Annotated in this window: 25 protein-coding genes; 24 read left to right on the top strand and 1 reads right to left on the bottom strand. The window is 59.7% G+C overall.

The window, feature by feature from the left end; all coding sequences use genetic code 11:
- Positions 1 to 71 precede the first annotated feature (71 nt).
- The 6 genes from queA to ACI512_RS29710 all read left to right on the top strand — a co-directional run bounded on the left by queA (position 72) and on the right by ACI512_RS29710 (position 6146).
- The gene (queA, locus tag ACI512_RS29735) at positions 72 to 1121 is read left to right on the top strand and encodes a tRNA preQ1(34) S-adenosylmethionine ribosyltransferase-isomerase QueA (RefSeq protein WP_064053768.1); all 1050 of its coding nucleotides are present in this window, start codon (positions 72 to 74) and stop codon (positions 1119 to 1121) included.
- A 5-nt stretch (positions 1122 to 1126) separates the two neighbouring features.
- A complete protein-coding gene (gene tgt, locus ACI512_RS29730) occupies positions 1127 to 2242 on the top strand; it encodes a tRNA guanosine(34) transglycosylase Tgt (protein WP_003175976.1) in 1116 nt (371 codons plus the stop codon).
- Between the two features lie 43 nt (positions 2243 to 2285).
- Positions 2286 to 2624, top strand: a complete 339-nt coding sequence (yajC, locus tag ACI512_RS29725; protein WP_003175975.1) for a preprotein translocase subunit YajC — start codon at positions 2286 to 2288, stop codon at positions 2622 to 2624.
- A 62-nt stretch (positions 2625 to 2686) separates the two neighbouring features.
- Positions 2687 to 4555, top strand: a complete 1869-nt coding sequence (gene secD, locus ACI512_RS29720; protein ID WP_405121465.1) for a protein translocase subunit SecD — start codon at positions 2687 to 2689, stop codon at positions 4553 to 4555.
- Between the two features lie 9 nt (positions 4556 to 4564).
- Entirely contained in the window at positions 4565 to 5479 is a 915-nt protein-coding gene (gene secF, locus ACI512_RS29715) for a protein translocase subunit SecF (RefSeq protein ID WP_064053767.1), read from the top strand.
- A 124-nt stretch (positions 5480 to 5603) separates the two neighbouring features.
- Positions 5604 to 6146, top strand: a complete 543-nt coding sequence (locus ACI512_RS29710; protein ID WP_015885750.1) for a glycine zipper 2TM domain-containing protein — start codon at positions 5604 to 5606, stop codon at positions 6144 to 6146.
- Between the two features lie 162 nt (positions 6147 to 6308).
- Here the strand turns inward: ACI512_RS29710 and suhB are convergent, their stop codons facing one another.
- Positions 6309 to 7124 (bottom strand): inositol-phosphate phosphatase, encoded by an 816-nt coding sequence (gene suhB, locus ACI512_RS29705; RefSeq protein WP_405121464.1) that lies wholly within the window; start codon positions 7122 to 7124, stop codon positions 6309 to 6311.
- A gap of 145 nt (positions 7125 to 7269) precedes the next feature.
- Between suhB and trmJ the strand changes: the two genes are divergently transcribed.
- From trmJ to bamB, 18 genes are all read left to right on the top strand, one after another.
- Positions 7270 to 8040 (top strand): tRNA (cytosine(32)/uridine(32)-2'-O)-methyltransferase TrmJ, encoded by a 771-nt coding sequence (trmJ, locus tag ACI512_RS29700; RefSeq protein ID WP_405121463.1) that lies wholly within the window; start codon positions 7270 to 7272, stop codon positions 8038 to 8040.
- A 2-nt stretch (positions 8041 to 8042) separates the two neighbouring features.
- The gene (gene cysE / locus ACI512_RS29695) at positions 8043 to 8825 is read left to right on the top strand and encodes a serine O-acetyltransferase (protein ID WP_064053764.1); all 783 of its coding nucleotides are present in this window, start codon (positions 8043 to 8045) and stop codon (positions 8823 to 8825) included.
- A gap of 302 nt (positions 8826 to 9127) precedes the next feature.
- Positions 9128 to 9619 carry a Fe-S cluster assembly transcriptional regulator IscR gene (gene iscR / locus ACI512_RS29690; RefSeq protein WP_003194020.1) on the top strand — a complete coding sequence of 164 codons (492 nt, stop codon included), beginning with the start codon at positions 9128 to 9130 and terminating at the stop codon, positions 9617 to 9619.
- 50 nt (positions 9620 to 9669) lie between these two features.
- The gene (locus ACI512_RS29685; RefSeq protein ID WP_010207898.1) at positions 9670 to 10884 is read left to right on the top strand and encodes an IscS subfamily cysteine desulfurase; all 1215 of its coding nucleotides are present in this window, start codon (positions 9670 to 9672) and stop codon (positions 10882 to 10884) included.
- A gap of 99 nt (positions 10885 to 10983) precedes the next feature.
- Entirely contained in the window at positions 10984 to 11370 is a 387-nt protein-coding gene (gene iscU, locus ACI512_RS29680; RefSeq protein WP_003175965.1) for a Fe-S cluster assembly scaffold IscU, read from the top strand.
- A gap of 28 nt (positions 11371 to 11398) precedes the next feature.
- Positions 11399 to 11722, top strand: coding sequence for an iron-sulfur cluster assembly protein IscA (gene iscA, locus ACI512_RS29675; protein WP_003209680.1), 324 nt, complete (start codon positions 11399 to 11401; stop codon positions 11720 to 11722).
- Between the two features lie 8 nt (positions 11723 to 11730).
- Positions 11731 to 12252, top strand: coding sequence for a co-chaperone HscB (gene hscB, locus ACI512_RS29670; protein ID WP_046035232.1), 522 nt, complete (start codon positions 11731 to 11733; stop codon positions 12250 to 12252).
- A 53-nt stretch (positions 12253 to 12305) separates the two neighbouring features.
- Positions 12306 to 14168: a Fe-S protein assembly chaperone HscA gene (hscA, locus tag ACI512_RS29665; protein ID WP_236380572.1), complete on the top strand. Its 1863-nt coding sequence runs from the start codon at positions 12306 to 12308 to the stop codon at positions 14166 to 14168.
- Between the two features lie 3 nt (positions 14169 to 14171).
- Positions 14172 to 14513 (top strand): ISC system 2Fe-2S type ferredoxin, encoded by a 342-nt coding sequence (fdx, locus tag ACI512_RS29660; protein ID WP_015885743.1) that lies wholly within the window; start codon positions 14172 to 14174, stop codon positions 14511 to 14513.
- Between the two features lie 14 nt (positions 14514 to 14527).
- A complete protein-coding gene (gene iscX / locus ACI512_RS29655; RefSeq protein WP_043205852.1) occupies positions 14528 to 14728 on the top strand; it encodes a Fe-S cluster assembly protein IscX in 201 nt (66 codons plus the stop codon).
- A gap of 91 nt (positions 14729 to 14819) precedes the next feature.
- Positions 14820 to 15245 carry a nucleoside-diphosphate kinase gene (gene ndk, locus ACI512_RS29650; protein ID WP_003175956.1) on the top strand — a complete coding sequence of 142 codons (426 nt, stop codon included), beginning with the start codon at positions 14820 to 14822 and terminating at the stop codon, positions 15243 to 15245.
- A gap of 29 nt (positions 15246 to 15274) precedes the next feature.
- Positions 15275 to 16423 (top strand): 23S rRNA (adenine(2503)-C(2))-methyltransferase RlmN, encoded by a 1149-nt coding sequence (gene rlmN / locus ACI512_RS29645; protein WP_003238464.1) that lies wholly within the window; start codon positions 15275 to 15277, stop codon positions 16421 to 16423.
- Between the two features lie 12 nt (positions 16424 to 16435).
- Positions 16436 to 17194: a type IV pilus biogenesis/stability protein PilW gene (gene pilW, locus ACI512_RS29640; RefSeq protein ID WP_015885741.1), complete on the top strand. Its 759-nt coding sequence runs from the start codon at positions 16436 to 16438 to the stop codon at positions 17192 to 17194.
- Positions 17194 to 18180: a RodZ domain-containing protein gene (locus ACI512_RS29635; RefSeq protein WP_405121462.1), complete on the top strand. Its 987-nt coding sequence runs from the start codon at positions 17194 to 17196 to the stop codon at positions 18178 to 18180. Before pilW ends, ACI512_RS29635 begins: the two co-directional genes overlap by 1 nt.
- Positions 18181 to 18182: 2 nt before the next feature.
- Entirely contained in the window at positions 18183 to 19292 is a 1110-nt protein-coding gene (gene ispG / locus ACI512_RS29630; RefSeq protein WP_015885739.1) for a flavodoxin-dependent (E)-4-hydroxy-3-methylbut-2-enyl-diphosphate synthase, read from the top strand.
- Positions 19293 to 19313: 21 nt separating this feature from the next.
- Positions 19314 to 20603: a histidine--tRNA ligase gene (gene hisS, locus ACI512_RS29625; protein ID WP_064053761.1), complete on the top strand. Its 1290-nt coding sequence runs from the start codon at positions 19314 to 19316 to the stop codon at positions 20601 to 20603.
- Between the two features lie 41 nt (positions 20604 to 20644).
- A complete protein-coding gene (locus tag ACI512_RS29620) occupies positions 20645 to 21286 on the top strand; it encodes a YfgM family protein (protein ID WP_015885737.1) in 642 nt (213 codons plus the stop codon).
- The gene (gene bamB, locus ACI512_RS29615; RefSeq protein WP_064053760.1) at positions 21279 to 22430 is read left to right on the top strand and encodes an outer membrane protein assembly factor BamB; all 1152 of its coding nucleotides are present in this window, start codon (positions 21279 to 21281) and stop codon (positions 22428 to 22430) included. Before ACI512_RS29620 ends, bamB begins: the two co-directional genes overlap by 8 nt.
- Positions 22431 to 22553: the final 123 nt, after the last annotated feature.

The raw sequence follows: 22553 nt of genomic DNA, 5'->3' as shown, positions 1-22553 counted from the left end.
GTCAATCACGTTTCATGGTCAATTTTGACTATTTCCGCTAGACTTCCCGGCCCTGCTAGACGAACCCCATCATGCGCGTTGCTGACTTTACTTTTGAGCTCCCTGATTCGCTGATCGCTCGCCACCCTTTGGCCGAGCGTCGCGCCAGTCGACTGCTGACCCTGGACGGGGTAAGCGGTGCCCTCGCACACCGTCAATTCACTGATTTGCTTGAGCATTTGCGCCCAGGCGACTTGATGGTGTTCAACAATACCCGGGTGATTCCGGCGCGGCTGTTTGGCCAGAAAGCTTCCGGCGGCAAGCTGGAAATTCTGGTGGAGCGGGTGCTGGACAGCCATCGTGTGCTGGCCCATGTGCGCTCCAGCAAGTCGCCGAAACCGGGCTCTTCGATCTTGATCGATGGCGGTGGCGAAGCCGAGATGGTGGCGCGGCATGATGCGCTGTTCGAGCTCAAGTTCGCCGAAGAGGTGTTGCCGTTGCTGGAGCGCGTCGGCCATATGCCGTTGCCTCCTTATATAGACCGCCCCGACGAAGACTCGGACCGCGAGCGCTATCAGACGGTGTACTCCCAGCGTCTGGGTGCCGTCGCCGCACCGACTGCCGGGCTGCATTTCGACCAGCCGCTGCTGGATGCGATTGCAGCCAAGGGCGTCGAGACCGCCTATGTGACCCTGCACGTGGGGGCCGGCACGTTTCAGCCGGTGCGTGTGGATAACATCGAAGACCACCATATGCACAGCGAGTGGCTGGAAGTCAGCCAGGACGTCGTGGACGCGGTTGAGGCGTGCAAGGCGCGCGGCGGGCGGGTGGTTGCGGTGGGTACCACCAGCGTGCGCTCGCTGGAAAGTGCGGCGCGTGATGGCGTGCTCAAGCCGTTCAGTGGCGACACCGATATCTTTATCTACCCAGGCCGGCCGTTCCATGTGGTCGATTGCCTGGTCACCAACTTCCATTTGCCGGAATCCACGCTGTTGATGCTGGTGTCGGCATTTGCCGGTTATCCCGAGACCATGGCCGCTTATCAAGCCGCCATCGACAATGGGTACCGTTTTTTCAGCTACGGTGATGCGATGTTTATCACCCGTAATCCGGCGCCACGCGGCCCAGAGGAACAACTATGAGTCGTATGTCGTTTGAATTGCTCGCCACTGACGGCAAAGCCCGTCGTGGTCGCCTGACGTTCCCGCGCGGCACCGTCGAGACCCCGGCGTTCATGCCCGTGGGCACTTACGGCACTGTCAAAGGCATGCTGCCACGTGACATCGTCGCCACCGGCGCCGAGATCATCCTCGGCAACACCTTCCACCTGTGGCTGCGCCCGGGCACGGAAGTGATCAAGAAGCATGGCGACCTGCATGACTTCATGAAGTGGCAAGGCCCGATCCTGACCGACTCGGGTGGTTTTCAGGTGTTCAGCCTGGGTGCCATGCGCAAGATCAAGGAGGAGGGCGTGACCTTCGCCTCGCCGGTGGACGGTTCCAAGGTGTTCATGGGCCCGGAAGAGTCGATGCAGGTGCAGCGCGACCTGGGCTCCGACATCGTGATGATTTTCGACGAATGCACGCCGTACCCGGCTGACGAAGACGTCGCGCGGATTTCCATGGAGTTGTCCCTGCGTTGGGCCCAGCGTTCGAAGAATGCCCATGGCGACAACACGGCGGCGCTGTTCGGCATCGTCCAGGGCGGCATGCACGAAAGCTTGCGTAAACGCTCGTTGGAAGGCCTCGACAAAATCGGTTTTGACGGCCTGGCCATCGGCGGTCTGTCGGTGGGCGAGCCCAAGCACGAGATGATCAAGGTGCTGGATTACCTGCCGGGCCTGATGCCTGCTGACAAACCTCGTTACCTTATGGGCGTTGGCAAACCGGAAGATCTCGTAGAGGGTGTGCGCCGCGGTGTGGACATGTTCGATTGCGTGATGCCAACCCGTAATGCCCGCAATGGGCATCTGTTCATCGATACAGGCGTGCTGAAGATCCGTAACGCGTTCCATCGCCATGATGATTCGCCGCTGGATCCCACCTGTGACTGCTACACCTGCCAGAACTTCTCCCGTGCTTATCTGCACCATCTGGACAAGTGCGGGGAAATGCTGGGTAGCATGTTGAATACCATCCACAATTTGCGTCACTACCAAGTCCTGATGGCTGGTTTGCGCGAGGCTATTCAACAGGGTACATTGGCCGCCTTCGTCGATGCCTTCTATGCCAAGCGCGGGCTCCCTGTGCCGCCCTTGGACTGAGTTTTCCGACCCTAAGATTCACTATTTGCAACTGGAGTGCTAAATGAGCTTTTTTATCTCTAACGCCATGGCTGATGCCGCTGCGCCTGCTGCTGCCGGCCCTATGGGCGGTGGTTTCGAGTGGATTTTCCTGGTCGGTTTCCTGGTCATCTTCTACCTGATGATCTGGCGTCCACAGGCCAAGCGCGCCAAAGAGCAGAAAAACCTGCTGGGCAGCCTGCAGAAAGGTGACGAAGTTGTGACCACCGGCGGCATCGCCGGCAAGATCACCAAGGTTTCCGATGCTTTCGTGGTGCTGGAAGTCTCTGACACCGTCGAAATGAAGTTCCAGAAAGGCGCCATCGCCGCCACGCTGCCTAAAGGCACGCTGAAAGCGATCTAAGTAACAACCTTTACCAATCGACGGGGCGCGCAAGGCGCCCCGCGTTATAAGCGGGCGGCGTGATGCTGAACAAATACCCTCTGTGGAAATACGTACTGATCCTGGCGGTGCTGGCGATCGGTTTTATTTATTCCGCTCCCAATCTCTATCCTGATGACCCTGCGATCCAGATCACGGGCGCCAGCACTTCGCTGCAAGTCAATCAGGCTGACCTGGAACGCGCGAGCAAAGCGCTGACCGATGCCGGTATCCAGGTTAAAGCGGCAACATTGGCAGCTGATGCGAAGGGCGGCTTGTTGCGCCTGACCAAGCAAGAAGACCAATTGCCGGCCAAAGATGTCGTGCGCAAGGCCATGGGCGACGACTATGTGGTCGCGCTCAACCTGGCACAGACCACACCCGCCTGGCTGCGCAGCATTGGCGCGCACCCGATGAAGCTGGGTCTGGACTTGTCCGGTGGTGTGCACTTCCTGCTGGAAGTCGACATGGACAAAGCCCTCGACGCGCGCCTGAAAGTCTACGAAGGCGACGTGAAGAGCCTGCTGCGTAAAGAAAAGCTGCGTTATCGCAGCCTGCCGCAGCTCAACGGTGCCATCCAGTTGGGCTTCGCTGACGAAGGTTCCCGCGAACAGGCCCGTGCGCTGATCCGCAAGAACTTCAACGATTTCGACATCGTACCGGCTGACCTCAATGGCCAGGCTGTACTGCGTCTGGCGATGAGCCCGGCGAAGATCGCGGAAATCCGTGAATACTCGATCAAGCAGAACTTGACCACGGTCCGTAACCGCGTCAACGAGCTGGGTGTGGCCGAGCCGATCGTTCAGCGCCAGGGCGCCAACCGCATCGTGGTTGAGCTGCCGGGCGTACAGGACACCGCTGAAGCCAAGCGTATCCTCGGTAAAACCGCCAACCTGGAATTCCGCTTGGCGGCTGAGCCGGGTGCTACCCGCGCCACTTCCGAAGAGTTTGAGTTCCGTGAAGGCAACCGTCCTCCCGCGTTGATCGAGCGTGGCTTGATCATCACCGGTGACCAGGTAACTGACGCCAAGGCCGGTTTCGGCGAGCACGGTACACCTGAAGTGAACATCCGCCTGGATGGCCATGGCGGCGAACTGATGAGCCGCGCCACGCGCAGCAACGTCGGTCGCAGCATGGCGGTGATCTTCATCGAGCAACGCCCGGTGACCACCTACACCAAGCAAATGGTCAACGGCGTAGAGAAAGACGTGCCGGTACAGACCTTCAAGGAAGAGAAGAAGATCATCAGCCTGGCGACCATCCAGTCGCCGCTGGGTGCTCAATTCCGTATCACTGGCCTGAACGGCCAGGGCGAGTCCTCGGAACTGGCCTTGCTGCTGCGTGCTGGCGGCCTGGCTGCGCCGATGTACTTCGCTGAAGAACGTACCATCGGCCCGAGCCTGGGTGCGGACAACATCACCAAGGGTGTCGATGCCGCCTTGTGGGGCATGCTGTTTGTGTCGCTGTTCATCATCGCCATCTACCGCTTCTTCGGCATCATCGCCACCGTGGCCCTGGCGGGCAACATGGTGATGCTGCTGGCCTTGATGTCGCTGCTGGGCGCTACGCTGACCCTGCCAGGCATCGCCGGTATCGTACTCACCATGGGTATGGCGGTGGACGCCAACGTACTGATCTTCTCGCGGATCCGTGAAGAGATCGCCGCGGGCATGACCGTACAGCGCGCAATCAACGAAGGCTTCGGCCGGGCATTTACCGCGATTCTCGACTCCAACCTGACCACATTGCTGGTCGGCGGGATTCTCTTTGCCATGGGCACCGGCCCGGTCAAAGGTTTTGCGGTAACCATGTCCCTCGGTATCTTTACCTCGATGTTCACGGCCATCATGGTGACCCGCGCAATGGTCAACCTGATCTTTGGCGGGCGTGACTTCAAGAAGTTGTGGATTTAAGGGGCTGCCATGTTACGTACAATCAACTTCATGGGCGTTCGCAACATTGCGTTCGGCGTCACCGTGCTCCTTACCGTTCTGGCGTTGTTCAGCTGGTTCCATAAGGGCCTGAACTACGGGCTGGACTTCACCGGCGGTACGCTCATCGAGCTGACCTACGAGAAACCGGCCGACGTTACCCTGGTGCGCAGCGAGCTGGTCAAGGCCGGCTACCACGAGGCCGTGGTGCAGAGCTTCGGTGCCACCACCGACCTGCTGGTGCGTATGCCTGGCGAAGACCCGCAACTGGGTCACCAGGTTGCCGAGGCCTTGCAGAAGGTCGGCGGCGACAACCCGGCGTCGGTCAAGCGCGTCGAGTTCGTGGGCCCGCAAGTCGGTGAAGAGCTGCGCGACCAGGGCGGCCTCGGCATGCTGATGGCGCTGGTCGGCATCATGATCTACCTGGCGTTCCGCTTTCAGTGGAAGTTCGGTGTCGGCGCCATTGTGTCGCTGATCCACGACGTGATCGTGACCGTGGGTATCCTGGCGTATTTCCAGATTACCTTCGACCTGACCGTACTGGCGGCGGTGCTGGCGATCATTGGTTACTCCCTCAACGACACCATCGTGGTATTCGACCGGGTTCGTGAGAACTTCCGGGTACTGCGCAAGGCAACGTTGGTCGAGAACATCAACATCTCCACCACCCAGACCCTGCTGCGGACCATGGCGACGTCAATCTCCACCTTGCTGGCGATTGCGGCACTGATGATCTTCGGTGGCGACAACCTGTGGGGCTTCTCCCTGGCGCTGTTTATCGGCGTGCTGGCGGGTACCTACTCGTCGATCTACATCGCCAACGTGGTGCTGATCTGGCTGAACCTCAGCAGCGAAGACTTGATCCCTCCTGCCGCTACCGGCAAGGAGGTCGACGACCGCCCTTGATGGGGTGTCGTTGACTTGCTGTTACAAAGAAGGCACGAGGATTGAACTCGTGCCTTTTTTTTTGCTCCAAGGCTGGGTATAGCGCGGATCGTTCGGTCCGTTTGTGATGGTCAGGAGGTTCAACGTGAACAAGTCGTTACTGGTTGGTGCGGTATTGGGTGCTGTCGGTGTGACTGCCGGGGGTGCTGTTGCCACCTACAGCCTGGTAAAAAGCGGCCCTGAGTATGCGCAAGTGCTGGCGGTGCAGCCGGTGAAAACCCAGATTAAAACGCCGCGTGAGGTCTGCAAGGACGTCGCTGTGACTCGGCAGAAGCCCGTGCAGGATCAGCACCAGATCGTCGGTACGGTGGTCGGTGCACTGGCCGGTGGCCTATTGGGTAACCAGGTCGGTGGCGGTAATGGTAAGAAGCTGGCTACCGTAGCTGGTGCGGTCGGTGGCGGTTATGCCGGTAACAAGGTTCAGGAAGGTATGCAGAACCGCGATACCTACACCACCACGCAAACCCGTTGTAACACCGTCAACGACATCAGCGACAAGGTTGTCGGTTATGACGTGCGTTACACCTTGGATGGCAAGGAAGGTTCGGTGCGTATGGACCGTGATCCAGGCGGCCAGATTCCGGTCGACAAGGAAGGCCGCTTGGTGCTGGGCCAGAACCAGCAGTAATTCCAAGTCTGGTACAGATGCAAAAAATTGTGTGAGTTCAAAATGTGGGAGGGGGCTTGCCTCCTCCCACAGTTGATTTGTGTTGTTGCTGGAGTCGCGGCAAACCTCAAATCCCAGGCATAAAAAAAGCACCCCTCGGGGTGCTTTTTTGTGCCTGCTCGCTTAGCGCTTCAGCGAAGCCGGCAGGTGCGACTGGATCGCCGTCAGTACTGCCTTGAAGCATTTGGTGTTACCGGCAACGACGTGGCCTTTTTCAAGGAAGTCGTGACCGCCGGTGAAGTCGCTCACCAAACCGCCTGCTTCCTGGATCAGCAGCGCGCCTGCAGCCATGTCCCACTCGGACAGGCCTGACTCCCAGAACGCATCAAAACGACCGGCGGCCACGTACGCCAGGTCCAGGCTTGCCGCGCCAGCGCGACGGATGCCGGCGGTCTGGCCAACCAGGGCGCGGAACATGCCCAGGTAGTTTTCCAGGTTGTCCATCTGGTCGTCACGGAACGGGAAGCCGGTACCCAGCAGGGCGCCGTCCAGGCTGGTACGGCCGCTGACGCGCAGGCGGCGACCATTGAGTTGGGCGCCACGGCCACGGCTGGCGGTGAATTCTTCCTGGCGGACCGGGTCCAGCACAACGGCGTGTTCCAGGCGGCCACGGTATTTGCACGCGATGCTCACGGCAAAGTGCGGGATGCCGCGCAGGAAGTTGGTGGTGCCATCCAGTGGGTCGATGATCCACAGGTAGTCTTCGCCTTCGCCGCTGCCTTTGTGCATACCGGTTTCTTCACCGAGGATGCCGTGGGTAGGGTAGGCCTTGCGCAGAGCGTCGATGATTTTCTGTTCGGCGGCGCGATCCACCTCGGATACGTAATCCTTGGCGTCTTTTTCGTCGACCTTGATGGTATCCAGGCGCTCGATGGAGCGGAAGATCAATTCACTGGCGCTGCGGGCGGCGCGCAGCGCGATATTCAGCATGGGCTGCATGGATGTGTCACCTAAGGTTGTTAAAGAAAGCCGAGCATTCTAGCAGAAACTTTCTTCAGGTGAAGGACGACGTTAGCTTTCATGGCATAACCTTAGGCTGTTCTGTAAGATTTGCTCCCCTTTCCCGTGTCCGAGAGCGCCTCCCTTGCTGCAAAACATTCGTGTCGTCTTGGTCAATACCAGTCATCCCGGCAACATCGGCGGGGTGGCGCGAGCCATGAAGAACATGGGGCTGACGCGCCTGGTGCTGGTCGAACCGCGTCTGTTCCCGCACCACGAGGCTGATGCCCGTGCGTCCGGCGCCAATGACATCCTGGAAAAAGCCCAGGTTGTCGCCACCCTGGAAGACGCCCTGGTCGGCTGCAACCTGGTACTCGGCACCAGTGCGCGCGACCGGCGTATCCCCTGGCCGCTGCTGGATCCGCGCGAATGCGGCACCAAAGTGGTGGAAGAGGCGGCCAGCGGCGCTGAAATCGCTCTGGTGTTTGGCCGTGAAGATTCCGGCCTCACCAATGAAGAGCTCCAGCGATGTCATTACCACGTGCACATTCCATCAGACCCTGACTTCAGTTCGCTGAACCTCGGGGCAGCGGTGCAGGTGTTGAGTTACGAAGTGCGCATGGCCTGGCTGGCCGCTGAAGGGCAGCCGAGCAAGGTCGAGAAGGATGAAGTGGCGTCGATCAAAAGTGGCGAGTTGGCCACGATGGACGAGCTGGAGCGGTTTTATGAGCACCTGGAACAAACCCTGGTGGCCATCGAATTCCTCGACCCGGAAAAACCACGGCACTTGATGGCGCGCCTGCGCCGCCTGTACGGGCGCAGCTCGGTCAGCCGGGCAGAAATGAATATATTGCGTGGCATCCTCACGGAAACCCAGAAAGCGGCCCGTGGCGAGCTTCTTAAGCGGAAGGATTAAAAATGTTCGAGCGTTTGCGAGAAGATATCCAAAGTGTTTTCCACCGTGACCCGGCGGCGCGCAATGCCTTTGAAGTGCTGACCTGCTACCCGGGCATGCATGCGATTTGGATCCATCGCCTGTCCGGCGCCCTGTGGGGCATGGGTTGGAAGTGGCTGGCGCGCGTGGTGTCGAACTTTGGTCGCTGGTTGACCGGGATCGAGATTCATCCAGGGGCCAAGGTCGGTCGTCGCTTTTTTATCGACCATGGCATGGGCATCGTGATCGGCGAGACTGCCGAGATTGGCGATGACGTGACGCTTTATCAGGGTGTGACCCTGGGCGGCACCAGCTGGAATAAAGGCAAGCGTCACCCAACGCTGGAAAATGGCGTAGTGGTAGGGGCGGGCGCCAAGGTGCTCGGCCCATTCACCGTCGGCGCCGGTGCCAAGGTGGGCTCGAATGCGGTGGTGACCAAGGCTGTGCCGCCTGGCGCAACCGTGGTGGGTATTCCGGGTCGCATCATCGTCAAGCCGGAAGTCGGCGACGAGCAAGAAGCCAAGCGCAAGGCCATGGCCGAGAAAATCGGCTTCGATGCCTATGGTGTCAGCGAAGACATGCCCGACCCGGTGGCCCGCGCCATCGGCCAGTTGCTCGACCATCTGCAGGCGGTGGACGGCAAGCTGGACGGCATGTGCGGCGCGCTGAAGGACCTGGGCAGTTCGTACTGTGCGAAAGATCTGCCTGAGTTGCGCGAAGAAGACTTCGCCGAAATCAAGGACGACGCGGCTACCAAGGCAGGCTGAGGTCTCGTCACCACCACAGGAAACCTGTGGGAGGGGGCTTGCCCCCGATAGCGGTGTGTCAGCCGCAGATTTATTGGCTGCTGCACTGTCATCGGGGGCAAGCTCCCTCCCACATGACGATCTCCATAGGGGTTGAGATTCCTGCTTGGCCTTATCCCCGCTGTTCGTCCCCACCCCATCCTGCTATGATTCGCGCGCCCTTTTTACGGGTAATCCCGACTAAAGCACTAGGTCTTATAGTTGACTTAAATACTCGGGAATCGCATACTCGCTCCCATTCTGAAACACCTTGGTACTTGTCCATGAGACTGACTACAAAAGGCCGATACGCGGTGACCGCCATGCTTGACCTGGCTTTGCACGCGCAAACTGGGCCGGTGTCCCTGGCCGATATCTCCGAGCGCCAAGGCATTTCCCTGTCCTACCTTGAGCAGCTGTTCGCCAAGTTGCGCCGCAGCAATCTGGTTTCCAGCGTTCGTGGGCCAGGCGGCGGCTATCAACTGTCCCGCGACATGCAGGGCATCCAGGTAGCCCAGGTGATCGACGCAGTCAACGAATCCGTCGACGCGACCAAATGCCAGGGCCTGGGTGACTGCCACGCCGGCGACACCTGCCTGACGCACCACTTGTGGTGTGACCTGAGCCTGCAGATCCATGAGTTTTTGAGTGGTATCAGCTTGGCTGATCTTGTGACTCGCCGTGAGGTGCAAGAAGTAGCCCAGCGTCAGGACCAGCGCCGTTGCAACACCAAGGCGCCGCGTCTGGACAAGATCGAAGCGTCCGCCGTCGAGTGACAGCCGAAGAGCTAACGGCGCGCCAGCCAGCCTGATTTAGGAGAAAGTCCATGAAATTGCCGATTTACCTTGATTACTCAGCGACCACCCCGGTTGATCCGCGTGTCGCGCAAAAGATGAGCGAATGCCTGCTGGTTGACGGAAATTTCGGCAACCCAGCCTCCCGTTCCCACGTGTTCGGCTGGAAAGCCGAGGAAGCGGTCGAGAACGCTCGTCGCCAGGTCGCCGACCTGGTCAACGCCGATCCGCGTGAAATCGTCTGGACCTCCGGTGCCACCGAGTCCGACAACCTGGCTATCAAGGGCGCGGCGCATTTCTACGCGACCAAAGGCAAGCACCTGATCACCACCAAGATTGAGCACAAGGCTGTCCTCGACACCATGCGCCAACTGGAGCGTGAAGGTTTCGAGGTCACCTACCTCGAGCCGACCACCGACGGTATCGTCACTCCGGCCATGATCGAAGCCGCGCTGCGTGAAGACACCATCCTGGTGTCCGTGATCCACGTGAACAACGAAATCGGCACCATCAACGACATCGCAGCCATCGGCGAACTGACCCGTTCCAAGGGCATTCTGCTGCACGTCGACGCTGCTCAGTCCACTGGCAAGGTCGACATCGACCTGTCGAAACTGAAAGTCGACCTGATGTCGTTCTCCGCCCACAAGACCTACGGTCCTAAAGGCATCGGCGCCCTGTACGTGAGTCGCAAGCCACGCGTGCGCATCGAAGCCACGATGCACGGCGGCGGTCACGAGCGCGGCATGCGTTCGGGCACCCTGGCGACCCACCAGATCGTCGGCATGGGCGAAGCCTTCCGCGTAGCCAAAGAAGACATGGCTGCCGAAAACGTGCGCATCAAGGCCCTGAGCGACCGCTTCTACAAGCAGGTCGAAAACCTTGAAGAGCTGTACATCAACGGCAGCATGACTGCCCGCGTACCGCACAACCTGAATTTGAGCTTCAACTACGTCGAAGGCGAGTCGCTGATCATGGCGCTCAAGGACCTGGCGGTTTCGTCCGGTTCGGCCTGCACCTCGGCGTCCCTTGAGCCTTCGTATGTACTGCGTGCCCTGGGCCGCAACGACGAACTGGCACACAGCTCGATCCGCTTTACGTTCGGCCGCTTCACCACCGAAGAACAAGTCGACTACGCCGCGCAGAAAGTCTGCGAAGCCGTCAACAAGCTGCGTGTACTGTCGCCGCTGTGGGACATGTACAAAGACGGTGTCGACATTTCCAAGATCGAGTGGGCGGCACACTAACTATAGAAGCCGCCACCCCAGCTCTGTAGCAACGTGGCGGAAAACGCAGGCGTTTCTACAGGGTTCCAGAGCGGCCCTGATGAGTGAGGATTCAGTACCATGGCTTACAGCGAAAAGGTCATCGACCACTACGAAAACCCGCGCAACGTCGGCAAGATGAACGCGGAAGACCCTGATGTCGGCACCGGCATGGTCGGCGCTCCGGCGTGCGGCGATGTGATGCGCCTGCAGATCAAAGTCAACGACGCTGGCGTTATCGAAGACGCCAAGTTCAAGACCTACGGCTGCGGTTCGGCCATCGCCTCCAGCTCCCTGGCGACTGAATGGATGAAAGGCAAGACCCTGGATGAGGCTGTCACTATCAGCAACACCCAGCTGGCCGAAGAACTGGCCCTGCCGCCAGTGAAAATCCACTGCTCCGTACTCGCTGAAGACGCCATCAAGGCGGCTGTTCGCGACTACAAGCAGAAGAAAGGCTTGATCTAAGCATTTGGCGACGAGTAAGGAGTCAACGATGGCTATCAGCATGACAGAAGCGGCTGCGCAGCACATTCGCCGCTCCCTGAATGGGCGCGGTAAAGGTGAGGGGATTCGTCTGGGTGTTCGCACCACGGGCTGTTCCGGCCTTGCCTACGTGCTGGAGTTTGTCGACGAGGTGGTTGAAGAGGACCAGGTGTTCGAAAGTCACGGCGAGAAAGTGATCATCGACCCTAAAAGCCTGACCTACCTGGACGGCACCGAACTCGATTTCGTCAAGGAAGGGTTGAACGAAGGCTTCAAGTTCAACAACCCCAACGTACGCGGTGAATGTGGCTGCGGCGAAAGCTTCAACATCTGAGGCTATACGTGGGTACTCCTTGTCATTTCGCTTTATTCGAGCTGCAGCCGAGCTTTCGGCTGGACCTTGAGCAGCTTGCCACGCGCTACCGAGAACTGGCGCGTGGGGTGCATCCGGACCGCTTCGCTGACGCTTCCGAGCGTGAGCAACGCCTGGCGCTGGAGAAATCGGCCAGCCTCAATGAGGCCTATCAGACGCTGAAAAACCCGCCCAAACGTGCGCGCTATCTGCTCGCAATGAATGGTGGCGAGGTGCCGATTGAAGTCACGGTGCACGACCCGGACTTCCTGATGCAGCAGATGCAGTGGCGCGAAGAGCTCGAAGACTTGCAGGACGAAGCCGATGTGGCGGGTGTCGCAGTCTTCAAGCGTCGTCTGAAAACGGCCCAGGATGAGCTCAACGAAAGCTTCGCAGCTTGTTGGAATGATGCAGCGCAACGCGAACAGGCCGAACGCCTGATGCGGCGCATGCAGTTCCTCGACAAGCTCACCTACGAAGTGCGCCAGCTAGAAGAGCGCCTCGACGATTAACCCAGTGTGCTGCCCGTGATGCACGCCTGATAGACAGATAAGACCTGATTACCATGGCATTACTGCAAATCGCCGAACCCGGCCAAAGCCCTCAACCGCACCAGCGTCGCCTGGCGGTGGGGATTGACCTGGGCACCACCAATTCCCTGGTTGCTGCCTTGCGCAGCGGCCTGTCCGAGCCGCTGCCCGACGCTGATGGCCAAGTGATTCTGCCGTCTGCCGTGCGTTATCACGCTGATCGCACCGAAGTGGGCGAGTCGGCCAAGTTGGCGGCCTCTGCCGATCCTTTGAACACCGTGCTGTCGGTCAAGCGCTTGATGGGTCGTGGTCTGTCCGACGTCAAGCAACTGGGCGACCAGCTGCCGTACCGCTTTGTCGGCGGTGAATCCCATATGCCGTTTATCGACACCGTCCAGGGCCCGAAAAGCCCGGTGGAAGTGTCGGCCGATATCCTCAAGGTGCTGCGCCAGCGTGCAGAAACCACCCTGGGCGGCGAATTGGTGGGGGCAGTGATCACCGTTCCGGCGTATTTCGATGACGCCCAGCGCCAGGCGACCAAGGACGCGGCGAAACTCGCCGGCCTGAACGTGTTGCGTCTGCTCAACGAGCCGACCGCTGCAGCGGTGGCTTATGGCCTGGACCAGCACGCCGAAGGCCTGGTCGCGATTTACGATCTGGGCGGCGGTACCTTTGATATTTCGATCCTGCGCCTGACCGGCGGTGTCTTTGAAGTGCTGGCCACCGGTGGTGACAGCGCCTTGGGTGGCGATGACTTCGATCACGCCATCGCGGGCTGGATCATCAGCAGTGCCGGCTTGTCGGCCGACCTGGACCCAGGTGCGCAGCGTAATCTGCTGCAAACCGCCTGCGCGGCCAAAGAAGCGCTGACGGATGCTGCAACTGTTGAAGTGTCCTACGGCACCTGGTCGGCCCAGCTGACTCGCGAAGCCTTCGATGCGTTGATCGAACCGATGGTCGCTCGCAGCCTGAAAGCTTGCCGCCGTGCCGTGCGTGATTCCGGTGTTGAGCTGGAAGACGTCGGTGCCGTGGTCATGGTCGGCGGTTCCACCCGCGTTCCGCGCGTTCGTGATGTCGTGGCTGAGGCCTTTGGTCGCCAGCCGCTGACTGAAATCGATCCGGATCAAGTGGTCGCCATTGGTGCCGCCATCCAGGCCGATACCTTGGCCGGTAACAAGCGTGATGGTGGCGAACTGCTGTTGCTCGACGTGATTCCGCTGTCTCTGGGGCTGGAAACCATGGGTGGCTTGATGGAGAAGGTGATTCCACGCAACACCACCATCCCCGTCGCCCGCGCCCAGGATTTCACCACGTACAAAGATGGCCAGACGGCCATGATGATTCATGTGCTGCAAGGCGAGCGCGAGCTGATCAGTGACTGCCGCTCCCTGGCGCGCTTTGAATTGCGCGGCATTCCGGCGATGGTGGCCGGTGCCGCGAAGATCCGCGTGACCTACCAAGTCGACGCCGATGGCCTGCTCAGTGTCGCTGCGCGCGAATTGGCCTCGGGCGTTGAAGCCAGCATCCAGGTCAAGCCGTCCTACGGCCTCACCGACGGCGAAATCGCCAAGATGCTCAAGGATTCGTTCCAATACGCCGGTGACGACAAGGTCGCCCGCGTACTGCGTGAGCAGCAAGTCGACGCCCAGCGCCTGCTCGAAGCCGTGCAGGGTGCCCTGGATGCTGACGGCGAGCGCCTGCTGGACGCCGAAGAGCGCATGGTGATCGACCTGCAGATGCAGGAACTGGCCGAACTGATAAAAGGCACCGATGGCTACGCCATCGAGCAACAGACCAAGCGTCTGTCGCAAGTGACCGATGCCTTTGCCGCCCGCCGTATGGACCAGTCGGTAAAAGCCGCCCTGGCGGGGCGCAACCTGAATGAACTCGAGGAATAATTAATGCCGCAGGTCATTTTTCTGCCACACGCCGAGCATTGTCCGGATGGTATGGTCGTGGAGGCTGAGACCGGCAAGTCCATCCTCGAAGTTGCCCATGACAACCACATCGAAATCGAAAGCGCCTGCGGCGGTGTGTGCGCCTGCACCACCTGTCATTGCGTCATTCGCGAGGGCTTCAACAGCCTCGAAGAGGCCGATGAGCTGGAAGAGGACTTTCTTGACCGTGCGTGGGGCTTGGAAGCGACTTCGCGTCTAAGCTGTCAGGCGAAGGTCGGAACTGAAGACATCACCGTCGAAATCCCGAAATATTCCCTCAACCATGCAGCCGAAGCGCCGCATTGATTCAAGGAAGTGTCATGAGTCTTAAATGGGTTGATGTGCAAGAGATCGCTATCCTGTTGGCCGACGGCAACCCGGGTCTGGATCCTTATTCCCTGAACTTTGTAGCTTTGCGTGACATGGTCATGGCGTTGCCAGGGTTTGAAGATGAGCGGGATCGTGGCGGTGAAAAGGTCCTGGAGGCCATCCAGACTGCCTGGAAAGAAGAGCAGGACTGACGCCTCCCTTACGCAGTTAGGCAATACCCAATAACCCGCGTATAATTCGCGGGTTTAATTTTTCGTAAATTACCGTTTCTGGAGTTACACCATGGCTGTTCAACGTACTTTCTCCATCATCAAGCCTGACGCTGTTGCAAAAAACGTCATCGGCGAGATCACCACTCGTTTCGAAAAAGCCGGCCTGAAGGTTGTAGCTTCGAAACTCAAGCAACTGTCCAAGGCTGAAGCTGAAGGCTTCTACGCTGAGCACAGCGCTCGTGGCTTCTTCGGCGACCTGGTTGCCTTCATGATCTCCGGTCCTGTTGTTGTTCAGGTTCTGGAAGGCGAAAACGCTATCGCTTTGAACCGCGAACTGATGGGCGCTACCAACCCTAAAGAAGCCGCTGCCGGCACCATCCGTGCTGACTTCGCTGAGTCCATCGACGCCAACGCTGTACACGGTTCGGACTCCGAAGCTGCTGCTGCTCGCGAAATCTCGTACTTCTTCGCCGCTACTGAAGTAACCGCTCGCTAAGCATCGGCTTAAAGAGTGAGGGTGAATCCATGACTACATCGACTGTTAAAACCAACCTGCTGGGTCTGACCCAGCCGGAAATGGAGAAATTCTTCGACTCAATCGGGGAGAAGCGTTTCCGTGCCGGTCAGGTAATGAAGTGGATTCACCACTTTGGCGTCGACGATTTCGACGCCATGACGAACGTCAGCAAGGCCCTGCGCGACAAGCTCAAGGCCATTGCTGAGGTCCGTGGTCCTGAAGTGGTCAGCGAGGACATCTCCAGCGATGGCACCCGTAAGTGGGTGGTGCGCGTGGCGTCCGGCAGCTGCGTCGAGACCGTCTACATTCCCCAGGGCAAGCGCGGTACTTTGTGCGTTTCGTCCCAGGCAGGCTGTGCCCTGGACTGCAGTTTCTGCTCCACCGGCAAGCAAGGCTTCAATAGCAACCTCACCGCCGCCGAAGTCATCGGCCAGGTGTGGATTGCCAACAAATCCTTTGGCAGCGTCCCGGCGACCGTCGACCGTGCCATCACCAACGTGGTGATGATGGGCATGGGTGAGCCGCTGCTGAACTTCGACAACGTGATTGCGGCCATGCACCTGATGATGGACGACCTGGGCTACGGCATCTCCAAGCGCCGTGTGACCCTGTCGACCTCCGGCGTGGTACCGATGATCGATGAGCTGGCCAAGCACATCGACGTCTCCCTGGCGTTGTCGCTGCACGCACCCAATGACGCATTGCGTAACCAATTGGTGCCGATCAACAAGAAGTATCCGCTTAAGATGCTGCTCGAATCTTGCCAGCGTTATATGGCGACCTTGGGTGAGAAACGCGTGCTGACCATTGAGTACACCATGCTCAAGGACATCAACGACAAGGTCGAACACGCGGTCGAGATGATCGAGTTGCTCAAGAACACCCCGTGCAAGATCAACCTGATTCCGTTTAACCCGTTTCCACATTCTGGCTACGAGCGGCCGAGCAACAACGCTATCCGCCGTTTCCAGGATCAACTGCACCAGGCCGGCTACAACGTCACCGTACGCACCACCCGTGGTGAAGACATCGACGCCGCCTGTGGCCAATTGGTAGGGCAGGTGATGGACCGCACCCGCCGCAGCGAGCGTTATATCGCCGTGCGTGAATTGAACGCCGCCGACGATCTGCCGCAAATTGCTGTGAATCGAATCTGAGAGAGGATCTCTATGCCCTTGCGCCTTGCGCTGCTGTTGCTTGTTACCGGCCTTGCGGCCGGTTGTGTTTCATCGGGTCATGACAGCCCTTTGCAAACCGGTAAAGGCCGTGATGAGGCGCGAGTTGCCTATGTGCAACTGGGCTTGGGTTACCTTCGGCAAGGCATGAGCGAGCAGGCCAAGGTACCGCTGAAAAAGGCCCTTGAGCTGGACAGCGACGATGCCGACGCCAATGCCGCACTGGCCCTGGTGTTCCAGGCCCAGGCCGAGCCTGAGCTGGCCGAACAGTATTTTCACAAGGCCCTGGCCTCCCGTCCTGCCGACCCGCGGCTGCTGAACAATTACGGCAGCTTCCTGTTCGAGCAAAAACGGTATGACCAGGCCGCCCTTTATTTTCAGCAAGCCAGCGCCGATACCCTCTATCCTGAGCGCTCTCGGGTGTTCGAGAACCTTGGGGTGACCTCGATGCGCCTCGGCCAGCGCGACAGCGCCCGCCGACAGCTGGAAAAAGCCCTGCACTTGAACGGTCGCCAGCCTCGCGCATTGCTTGAAATGGCTGAGTTGTCCTACGAAGACAGGCATTATGTGCCGGCACGTGACTATTACGAGCGTTTTAGCCTGCTCAGTGGGCAAAATGCACGTAGTCTATTGCTCGGTGTGCGCCTGGCGACGGTTCATGAAGAACGCGACACGGCCGCACGTTTTGGCCAGCAACTCGAACGACTCTATCCCGGTACGCCGGAATATCAGCAATACCTGTCGGAGCAATGATGAAAGCGGCGCACCCGGAAGTTGTAGCAGCTAATCGCGTAAACCCAGGCGACACCTTGCGTCAGGCCCGCGAAAGCAATGGTTGGTCGCTGGCGGAAGTGGCCCTCAAGCTCAATTTGACCACCACGTCCCTTGGCAACCTGGAAGCCGGCGCGTTCGATAAGCTGCCTGGGCATACCTTCGCCCGCGGCTATATCCGCGCCTACGCCAAGTTGCTGGGCATTGACCAGACCGTGCTGGTCCAGGAGTTCGACCAGTTCACCGGTACCGACTCCCAGGGCAGCAATGTCCATGGCCTGGGTCGTATTGAAGAACCGGTACGGGTTTCCCACACGATTTTGCGAATTGTCAGCCTGTTGCTGCTGATCGCGGTCATTGGCGGTGGCTTTGTCTGGTGGCAAGACCAGGCCTCCCAGCGCACCAAGGACCTGACCAGTAACGCCATGGAGCACGTCGAAGTCGAAAGCGCCGACGGCACCACGCAGATTCATCCGCTGGACGAGCCGGAAGACCAGGCGGTTGTCGAAGGTCAGGCCGCACCTGAAGCGCCGCTTGCTACCGAGCAGCCAGCGCCGGAAACAGCCGCTTCCGCCACCGCCCCTACGACCCCGGCTGCACCCGCACAAACACCGGCGGCCCCGGTTGCCCAGGCGCATACACCGGCCGCTCCCGTGCAGGCGCCTGCGACTGCCGCGTCAAGCGCGCCGGCCATTTCGCCACCCACCACCCCTGCGTTGATCGCCGGTGATGGGCGCGTGCAGATTACCTTCGTCGCTGACTGCTGGACGCAAGTCACCGATGGCAACGGCAAAGTGCTGGCCAGTGGCCTTAAGCGTAAGGGAGATACGCTCGACCTGGGCGGCAAGCCTCCTTTGACGCTGCGTCTGGGCTTTGCCCGTGGTGCGCAAGTGGCCTACAACGGCCAGCCTGTGGACGTGGCGCCGTTCACCACCGGCGAGACCGCTCGCCTGAAGTTGGGACAATAGTCATGCACGGCGAATCTCCAATCAAACGTCGCGTATCGCGCAAGATCTGGGTCGGCTCGGTGCCGGTGGGTGGCGATGCCCCCATCGCGGTACAGAGCATGACCAACAGCGACACCAATGACGTCGCCGCTACGGTCGCCCAGATCAACCGTCTGGAAGCCGCCGGCGTAGACATCGTGCGGGTGTCCGTACCGGACATGGACGCTGCCGAAGCCTTCGGTCGCATCAAGCAACTGGTCAAGGTGCCGTTGGTGGCCGACATTCACTTCGACTACAAGATCGCTCTGCGCGTAGCCGAACTGGGTGTGGACTGCCTGCGTATCAACCCGGGCAACATCGGTCGCGAAGACCGTGTGCGCGCCGTGGTCGATGCAGCCCGTGATCGCGGCATTCCAATCCGTATCGGCGTCAATGCCGGTTCGCTGGAAAAAGACCTGCAAAAGAAATACGGCGAGCCCACCCCGGCGGCGCTGGTTGAATCGGCATTGCGCCACGTTGAACACCTTGAACGCCTGAATTTCCAGGACTTCAAGGTCAGCGTAAAGGCCTCCGATGTGTTCATGGCGGTAGAAGCCTACCGCCTGCTGGCCAAGGAAATCGTGCAGCCGTTGCACCTGGGTATCACTGAAGCGGGTGGTTTACGCTCAGGCACAGTGAAATCTGCGGTGGGTCTCGGTATGCTGCTCGCCGAAGGGATTGGCGATACTATCCGCATCTCCCTGGCGGCAGACCCGGTAGAGGAAGTGAAGGTCGGTTACGACATTCTCAAATCTCTGCATTTGCGTTCCCGTGGCATCAACTTCATTGCCTGCCCGAGCTGCTCGCGGCAGAACTTCGACGTGGTGAAAACCATGAACGAACTGGAAGTCCGCCTCGAAGACCTGCTGGTGCCATTGGATGTTGCAGTGATCGGTTGCGTGGTCAACGGGCCGGGCGAAGCCAAAGAGGCTCACGTAGGCCTGACCGGCGGTACACCGAACCTGATTTATATCGACGGCAAGCCGTCGCAGAAGTTGACGAATGACAATCTGGTGGATGAGCTCGAAAGGCTGATCCGCGAGAAAGCGGCCCAGAAGGTCGCGGCTGACGCAGCGCTGATCGCGCGCGGCTAAGAACGAATTTAAGGATTTGATGTGAGCAAGTCTCTGCAAGCCATTCGTGGCATGAACGACATCCTGCCGGAGCAGACGCCCCTGTGGCGCTACTTCGAGAGCACGGTCGCGCGCCTGCTGGATAACTACGGTTACAAGCAGATCCGCATGCCGATCGTCGAGTTCACCGAGCTGTTCAAACGCTCCATCGGTGAAGTGACCGACATCGTCGAAAAAGAGATGTACACCTTTGAAGACCGTAACGGCGACTCCCTGACCCTGCGTCCGGAAGGTACTGCCGCGTGCGTGCGCGCCGTGCTCGAGCATGGCCTCACCGGTGGCGGCCAGCCGCAGAAACTGTGGTACATCGGTCCGATGTTCCGCCACGAGCGCCCGCAGAAAGGTCGTTATCGCCAGTTTCACCAGATCGGCCTGGAGGTGTTCAACCTCGACGGTCCGGACATCGACGCCGAGCTGATCGTGCTGACCTGGCGCCTGTGGGGCCTGTTGGGCATCCGCGACGCGGTCAAGCTTGAACTCAACAGCCTGGGCACCAGCGAATCCCGGGGCCGCTACCGCGTTGCCCTGGTTGAGTACCTGTCCGCCCACCTGGACAAGTTGGACGAGGACAGCCAGCGCCGTCTGAAGACCAACCCGTTGCGCGTCCTCGATACCAAGAACGCCGACACCCAGGCCGTGCTGGTCAATGCGCCAAAAATGGCCGATTACCTGGACGACGAATCCCGTACGCACTTCGAGGGCCTCAAGGCTCGCCTGGATGCGGCTGGTATCCCGTACGTGATCAACCCGAAACTGGTGCGTGGCCTCGACTACTACAGCAAGACCGTGTTCGAGTGGGTCACCGACAAACTCGGCGCCCAGGGCACCGTGTGTGCCGGTGGCCGCTACGACGGCCTGGTCGAGCAGATGGGCGGCAAGCCGACCACGGGCGTAGGTTTTGCCATGGGCATCGAGCGGCTGATCCTGCTGCTCGAAACCCTGGAGCAGGTCCCGGAAGAGATCTCCCGTCAGGTGGACGTGTACCTGTGCGCCTTTGGCGAGGCGGCCGAACTGGCGGCCCTGGCCCTGAGCGAAAAAGTCCGCGACCAACTGCCGAACCTGCGCCTGCAGATCAATGCCGGCGCCGGCAGCTTCAAGAGCCAATTCAAGAAGGCCGACAAGAGCGGTGCGCTGTATGCACTGATCCTCGGCGAAGACGAACTGGCCCAGCAAGTGATAGGTTTCAAACCCCTGCGTGGCCAGGGCGAGCAACAGAACATTGCCTTTGATGCGCTCGCCGCGCACTTGGCCACCTGCGTCGTGCAGGGTTGAAGCTGTCGAACAGCCGAATTTAGCGATTAAGGAGTATTGGGGTGTCGAGTACTGATGATGAGCAACTGGCCGAGTTCAAGGACTGGTGGCAGCGTAACGGCAAGCCCCTGGTAACTGGCGGCCTGCTGGCTTTAGTGGTGGTGTTCGGCTGGCAAGCCTGGACCAAGTATCAGGCCAACCAGTCCCAAGGCGCCTCGATCCTCTATCAGCAATTGCTGGAAACCACCCTGACGCCGGACGGCAAGCCTGATCCTGCGCAGGTCGCAGACCTGGCCGGCAAGCTGAAGAACGAATTCGGCGGTAGCACCTACGCCCAATACGGCAGCCTGTTCGTCGCGAAAGTCGCGGTCGACACCGGTAAGCTGGATGACGCAGCCGCTGAACTGAAGGCCATCGCCGACAAGCCGACCAACCCGACCCTGGGTGAAATCGCACGTCAGCGCCTGGCTCAGGTACTGGCGGCACAGAACAAGGCTGACGAAGCACTCAAACTGCTCGACGGCGATGCTGACAAGGCATTTGTAGCCACTCGCGAAGAGCTCAAGGGCGACCTGTTGGTCCAATTGGGTCGTACCGACGAAGCCAATGCTGCGTACCAAAAAGCCAAGGCGGCGCTGTCTGATGAAGCGGCGGTCGGTGGCTTACAAATCAAGCTGGACGACTTGGCCAAAGGGGATGCGTGACGTGATCCGTTGGAAACATGCAGCATTGCTGGCTCTGGCCGTTCTGGCCGCGGGTTGCAGCAGCAACAGTAAAAAAGAACTGCCTCCGGCCGAGCTGACCAGCTTCAAGGAAGAAGTGATCCTGCAAAAGCAGTGGAGCCGCTCCATCGGTGACGGCCAAGGCGACACCTACAACATGTTGGTACCGGCAATCGACGGTGAAAACATTGTGGCCGCTGACGTCACCGGCGTAGTGATCTCCATGGATCGCATGAACGGCGATGTGAAGTGGAAGAAAGACCTCGAATTGCCAGTTTCCGGCGCCGTAGGCGTGGGTTACGGCATGGTCATGCTCGGCACGCTGAAAGGCGAAGTCGTGGCCCTGGATTCCAGCACCGGTGAAGAGAAATGGCGCGCTCGCGTGACCAGTGAAGTCCTCGCACCGCCTGCCACCAACGGCGATATCGTCGTGGTGCAGACCCAGGATGACCGTGTGATCGGCCTCGACGCCAGCACTGGCGAACAGCGTTGGTTGTACGACAGCACCCCGGCGGTACTGACGCTGCGCGGTACCAGTGGTCCGATTGTGACCAATAATCTGGCCGTTGCAGGCCTGTCGACCGGTAAAGTGGTCGCCCTGGATACCCAGAACGGCGTGCCGGCCTGGGAAACCCGTGTGGCCATTCCCCAAGGTCGTTCCGAGCTGGACCGCGTAGTGGACATCGACGGCGGCTTGCTGCTGTCCGGTGAAACCCTCTACGTCGCGACTTACCAGGGCCGTGTTGCGGCGCTGGACCTGCAGAGCGGCCGCGTCAACTGGCAGCGTGATGCTTCCAGCTACGCCGGTGTCGCCCAAGGCTTTGGCAGCGTCTACGTAAGCCTGGCGTCCGGCACCGTTGAAAGTGTCGACGAGCGTTCCACCACTGCACTGTGGAGCAACGATTCCCTGGCTCGCCGTCAACTGTCGGCACCGGAAGTGTTCTCCAGCTATGTAGCGGTAGGTGACTTCGAAGGCTACCTGCACCTGCTGAGCCAGGTGGACGGTCGCTTCGTCGGTCGCGAGCGTATCGACAGCGACGGCCTGCGTGCCCGTCCGCTGGTGGTGGGTAACATGCTTTATGTGTTTGGCAACAGCGGCAAGCTGGAAGCCCTGACCATCAAGTAAGAACTATGCTTGGGGTAACACCCAGGCGGCCCCGCTTCGGCGGGGCATGCGGCATTTGATTATGCTGCCCCGAGCACCAGCCGCTGCCTTGCAGCGGCTTTTGTATTTTCTGAAATAACGAAG

It is taken from the genome of Pseudomonas petroselini, from assembly GCF_045037875.1.
Classification (GTDB): domain Bacteria; phylum Pseudomonadota; class Gammaproteobacteria; order Pseudomonadales; family Pseudomonadaceae; genus Aquipseudomonas; species Aquipseudomonas petroselini.
Note: the sequence above shows the minus strand (reverse complement) of the source record. Positions and strands in the feature narration are given on the sequence as shown.

Excerpts from the sequence above, each read along its gene's own strand:
- queA (WP_064053768.1), top strand. The coding sequence starts at position 72 with ATGCGCGTTGCTGACTTTACTTTTGAGCTCCCTGATTCGCTGATCGCT.
- tgt (WP_003175976.1), top strand. The coding sequence starts at position 1,127 with ATGTCGTTTGAATTGCTCGCCACTGACGGCAAAGCCCGTCGTGGTCGC.
- yajC (WP_003175975.1), top strand. The coding sequence starts at position 2,286 with ATGAGCTTTTTTATCTCTAACGCCATGGCTGATGCCGCTGCGCCTGCT.
- secD (WP_405121465.1), top strand. The coding sequence starts at position 2,687 with ATGCTGAACAAATACCCTCTGTGGAAATACGTACTGATCCTGGCGGTG.
- secF (WP_064053767.1), top strand. The coding sequence starts at position 4,565 with ATGTTACGTACAATCAACTTCATGGGCGTTCGCAACATTGCGTTCGGC.
- suhB (WP_405121464.1), bottom strand. The coding sequence starts at position 7,124 with ATGCAGCCCATGCTGAATATCGCGCTGCGCGCCGCCCGCAGCGCCAGT.
- cysE (WP_064053764.1), top strand. The coding sequence starts at position 8,043 with ATGTTCGAGCGTTTGCGAGAAGATATCCAAAGTGTTTTCCACCGTGAC.
- iscR (WP_003194020.1), top strand. The coding sequence starts at position 9,128 with ATGAGACTGACTACAAAAGGCCGATACGCGGTGACCGCCATGCTTGAC.
- ACI512_RS29685 (WP_010207898.1), top strand. The coding sequence starts at position 9,670 with ATGAAATTGCCGATTTACCTTGATTACTCAGCGACCACCCCGGTTGAT.
- iscU (WP_003175965.1), top strand. The coding sequence starts at position 10,984 with ATGGCTTACAGCGAAAAGGTCATCGACCACTACGAAAACCCGCGCAAC.
- iscA (WP_003209680.1), top strand. The coding sequence starts at position 11,399 with ATGGCTATCAGCATGACAGAAGCGGCTGCGCAGCACATTCGCCGCTCC.
- hscA (WP_236380572.1), top strand. The coding sequence starts at position 12,306 with ATGGCATTACTGCAAATCGCCGAACCCGGCCAAAGCCCTCAACCGCAC.
- fdx (WP_015885743.1), top strand. The coding sequence starts at position 14,172 with ATGCCGCAGGTCATTTTTCTGCCACACGCCGAGCATTGTCCGGATGGT.
- iscX (WP_043205852.1), top strand. The coding sequence starts at position 14,528 with ATGAGTCTTAAATGGGTTGATGTGCAAGAGATCGCTATCCTGTTGGCC.
- ndk (WP_003175956.1), top strand. The coding sequence starts at position 14,820 with ATGGCTGTTCAACGTACTTTCTCCATCATCAAGCCTGACGCTGTTGCA.
- rlmN (WP_003238464.1), top strand. The coding sequence starts at position 15,275 with ATGACTACATCGACTGTTAAAACCAACCTGCTGGGTCTGACCCAGCCG.
- pilW (WP_015885741.1), top strand. The coding sequence starts at position 16,436 with ATGCCCTTGCGCCTTGCGCTGCTGTTGCTTGTTACCGGCCTTGCGGCC.
- ACI512_RS29635 (WP_405121462.1), top strand. The coding sequence starts at position 17,194 with ATGAAAGCGGCGCACCCGGAAGTTGTAGCAGCTAATCGCGTAAACCCA.
- ispG (WP_015885739.1), top strand. The coding sequence starts at position 18,183 with ATGCACGGCGAATCTCCAATCAAACGTCGCGTATCGCGCAAGATCTGG.
- bamB (WP_064053760.1), top strand. The coding sequence starts at position 21,279 with ATGCGTGACGTGATCCGTTGGAAACATGCAGCATTGCTGGCTCTGGCC.